This window comes from Rhodovulum sp. (genome assembly GCF_011048875.1).
In the GTDB taxonomy this organism is placed as follows: Bacteria; Pseudomonadota; Alphaproteobacteria; order Rhodobacterales; family Rhodobacteraceae; genus Rhodovulum; species Rhodovulum tesquicola.
Genome location: NZ_DSDD01000043.1, coordinates 1 through 3215, shown reverse-complemented (window position 1 = coordinate 3215; position 3215 = coordinate 1). Strand labels below are relative to the sequence as shown.

Here is a 3215-nt window from a genome sequence, read left to right as displayed (position 1 = left end):
TGGGCGCCACCGTGGTCGGCTATCTCGTGTTCGGCGATTTTCCGGACGCGCTGACCTGGCTGGGCGTGGCGATTATCCTCGGCTCGGGGCTATATGTCATCCATCGCGGGCGGGTGGCGTCGCATGGTAGACATCGTGGGACAGGCGCGGCTGGCAAAAGCTCTCGCCGGGGCTGACCACCACATCCTCGCCCAGCGCCTGCCGACCAAGCAGCATCCGGCAGGCCATGCCGCCCCGATGCGTCAGCGTCAACTCGATCGGCCAGCGGCGCGTGCCCACCTCGATTTTCGAGCGGATGGCATAACGCCATTCGGAATCGCCGTTCGACGAGGTCACCTCGCGCCGGTCGATGATCTCGGCCGAGCAGGGGATCGACAGATCCTGGCGCCCCGGGATCGGGTGGACGGCGAACCGCACCCCGGGTCGGCTGGCCGGGCCGAAGGGTTCGATGTCGAAGGCGTGCAGCGCCGAGGTGCGCGCGCCGGTATCGACCTTGGCCTTCAATGCGGGCAGGCCAAGCCCGGGCAGGACGACCCATCCCTCCCGGCCGAGTCGGAAAAGCGGTTCGGCAAGAGCGGTGCCTGTGCTCATGTGGGCGTCTCCTTGGCATTTTGTCAGAATCGCCCGAGAACGCGTCTTCGGCCCCAAGAGGCGAGACCAGATATGGCGACGGCGTTCAACTTCGATCTTACGGCAACCGACGGTGCAGCGCGAACCGGCGTCATCACCACGCCGCGCGGGGTGATCCGCACGCCCGCCTTCATGCCGGTCGGCACCGCCGGCACCGTCAAGGCGATGCTGCCCGAAAGCGTGGCGGCGACGGGGGCGGACATCCTGCTGGGCAACACCTATCACCTGATGCTGCGCCCCGGCGCCGAGCGGGTGGCGCGGCTGGGCGGGCTGCACCGCTTCATGCACTGGGAAAGGCCGATCCTGACGGATTCGGGCGGGTTCCAGGTGATGAGCCTTGCGGGGCTGAGAAAACTGACCGAGCAGGGGGTGACCTTCAAGAGCCATATCGACGGCTCGCGCCACGAGCTGACCCCCGAGCGGTCGATGGAGATCCAGCGCGTGCTTGGGGCGGACATCGTGATGTGTTTCGACGAATGCCCCGCGCTGCCGGCCTCCGACGAGGAGGTGGCGCGCGCGATGCGGCTGTCGATGCGCTGGGCGGAACGGTCCAGGGTCGCCTTCGGCGACCGGCCGGGGCAGGCGCTGTTCGGGATCATGCAGGGCGGCGTGAACCGCGCGCTGCGCGAGGAATCGGCCGAGGCGCTGAAGGCCATCGGGTTCGACGGCTACGCGGTGGGCGGGCTTGCCGTGGGCGAGGGGCAGGAGGCGATGTTCGGCGTGCTGGACTATGCGCCGGGCTTCCTGCCCGTGGACAAGCCGCGCTATCTTATGGGGGTGGGCAAGCCCGACGACATCGTCGGCGCGGTCGCGCGCGGCATCGACATGATGGATTGCGTGCTGCCCACGCGCTCGGGGCGGACGGGGCAGGTCTTTACCCGGCGCGGGGTGCTGAACATCAAGAACGCGCGCCACCAGGACGATCCGCGCCCCATCGACGAGGCCTGCACCTGTCCGGCCTGCCGCAACTATTCCCGCGCCTATCTGCACCATGTCTTCCGGTCGCAGGAGATCATCGCCTCGATGCTGCTGACCTGGCACAATCTGCATTACTATCAGGAGATCATGTCCGGCATGCGCGCGGCCATCTCCGAAGGGCGCTTTGCGGCCTGGCAGGCCGATTTCCATGCGCTCAGGGCCGAGGGCGATATCGAACCGCTCTGAGCCGATGCGCAGAGGGCGCCCCGCCAAATGGGACGCCCCCGGGCCGAGGCCCGTCTCAGGCGCGGGCGCGGCGGCGGACGACGACAAGCGCGCCAAGCCCCGCGGCCAGCAGCGGCAGGCCCGCCGGCAGCGGCACCGGCGCCGGGTTCAGCCCGTCGAGAACGGCCACCGCGAGATCGGGATAATCGGTGAAGAACCCGTCCATCCCGGCCGCGATCCACGGCAGGAACTGGTCTTCGGCCGCCTCGAGCGTGGTCGGCCGGAAGGTCCAGCCATGAACAGCAAGGCCCAGCGCATGGGCCGCCGCAATGAAACCCGCGTCCAGATCGTAGCCGAGGTTCACGCCCAGGCCGGTTGCGAAGCCCGCGAGATGGTCCAGCGACGAGATCGTGCCGGTGGTCGCGTCGTAGACGCCATAGCCATCGCCTGTCTTGAGTACATAGCCCAGTGCGGCGATGCCGTTGGTCATCCCCAGAAGGTCCTGCATCACGGCGAGTTGCTGCGCGCCCTCATGGCTGAAGGTCTGGATGAAGGTATTGGGCACCGATCCGTCGAAGCCGTTGGCCTTCATCTCCTCGACGATCTTGGCATTCAACGAGAAGCGGTTGGGGGTCTTGGATTCCGGATAGATCCCGATCTGCGCGCCGGTCGCCGCATTATGGGCTTTCACCAGGTCCATCACTTCCTGGAAGGTCGGCACCTTGAACGGGTCCGCCATCGAGGGGGTGTAGTCCGGATAGGACGTGCTGGCGGTGCGCGTGGGCAGGGCGGTCAGGGACTTGATCTCGGCCAGGGTGAAATCGGCCACCCGGTAGCCGCCATTGCGCGGCCCGAACAGATCGGCGACATTCGTGCTGCGCGTCAGCGTGGGGTCATGGATGGCGACCAGAACGCCATCGGCGGTCAGTTGCAGATCGGGCTCGACCACCTGCGCGCCCATCTTGATGGCCAGTTCATAGGCCGCCAGCGTGTGCTCGGGCAGATGGCCGCTGGCGCCGCGATGGGCGATCACCAGCGGCGCTTCGCCCGACAGGGTATTGTAAACGGTGGCCGCCTGGGCCGGAGCGATCATCGCCACGGCAAGGGCAGCGGCTGTCGCGATCATGCGAGTCATGCCTGTCTCCTGTGAGGAACGCCTTCGGGGATGCGGAAACAATGCGTCCACGGGTGGCGGATTAGGCGGCCTGCGCGACGGTTCGATCAAGTTTGCGTAAAGCTTTTGCGAACCCGCCGCCGCGGTCTTCGCGGACTTTGCCATGGCGGGCAGCCCGGGGCAGGGCGTATGCGTGCTTGCACCGGGCGGGCCGGACAGGCATTCTGAGGGGTAACTCGAAGCCGTCTGGTTGAATCCCCGGAAAAAAAGCCCCAGATGTCCGACCAGACCGGAGAGGGCCGAGTGGCTGCCGCCAGCGGGGCAGGTG

2 protein-coding genes and 1 pseudogene are annotated in these 3215 nt (G+C 67.3%); 1 reads left to right on the top strand and 2 read right to left on the bottom strand.

Translation table 11 applies throughout. The annotated features are described in order from the left end of the window. Window positions 1-117: 117 nt before the first annotated feature. Window positions 118-591, bottom strand: a pseudogene (locus ENN83_RS01555) (ATP-dependent zinc protease); the annotation flags it as partial. Window positions 592-663: 72 nt separating this feature from the next. On the opposite strand from ENN83_RS01555, the gene tgt reads away from it, so the two are divergent. Then, window positions 664-1794 (top strand): tRNA guanosine(34) transglycosylase Tgt, encoded by a 1131-nt coding sequence (gene tgt, locus ENN83_RS01550; protein ID WP_287183284.1) that lies wholly within the window; start codon window positions 664-666, stop codon window positions 1792-1794. 55 nt (window positions 1795-1849) lie between these two features. Here the strand turns inward: tgt and ENN83_RS01545 are convergent, their stop codons facing one another. Next, a complete protein-coding gene (locus ENN83_RS01545; RefSeq protein ID WP_287183282.1) occupies window positions 1850-2908 on the bottom strand; it encodes a glycerophosphodiester phosphodiesterase family protein in 1059 nt (352 codons plus the stop codon). Between the last annotated feature and the right edge of the window lie 307 nt (window positions 2909-3215).

Coding starts and splice junctions, on each gene's coding strand:
- tgt (WP_287183284.1), top strand. CDS start 664: ATGGCGACGGCGTTCAACTTCGATCTTACGGCAACCGACGGTGCAGCG.
- ENN83_RS01545 (WP_287183282.1), bottom strand. CDS start 2,908: ATGACTCGCATGATCGCGACAGCCGCTGCCCTTGCCGTGGCGATGATC.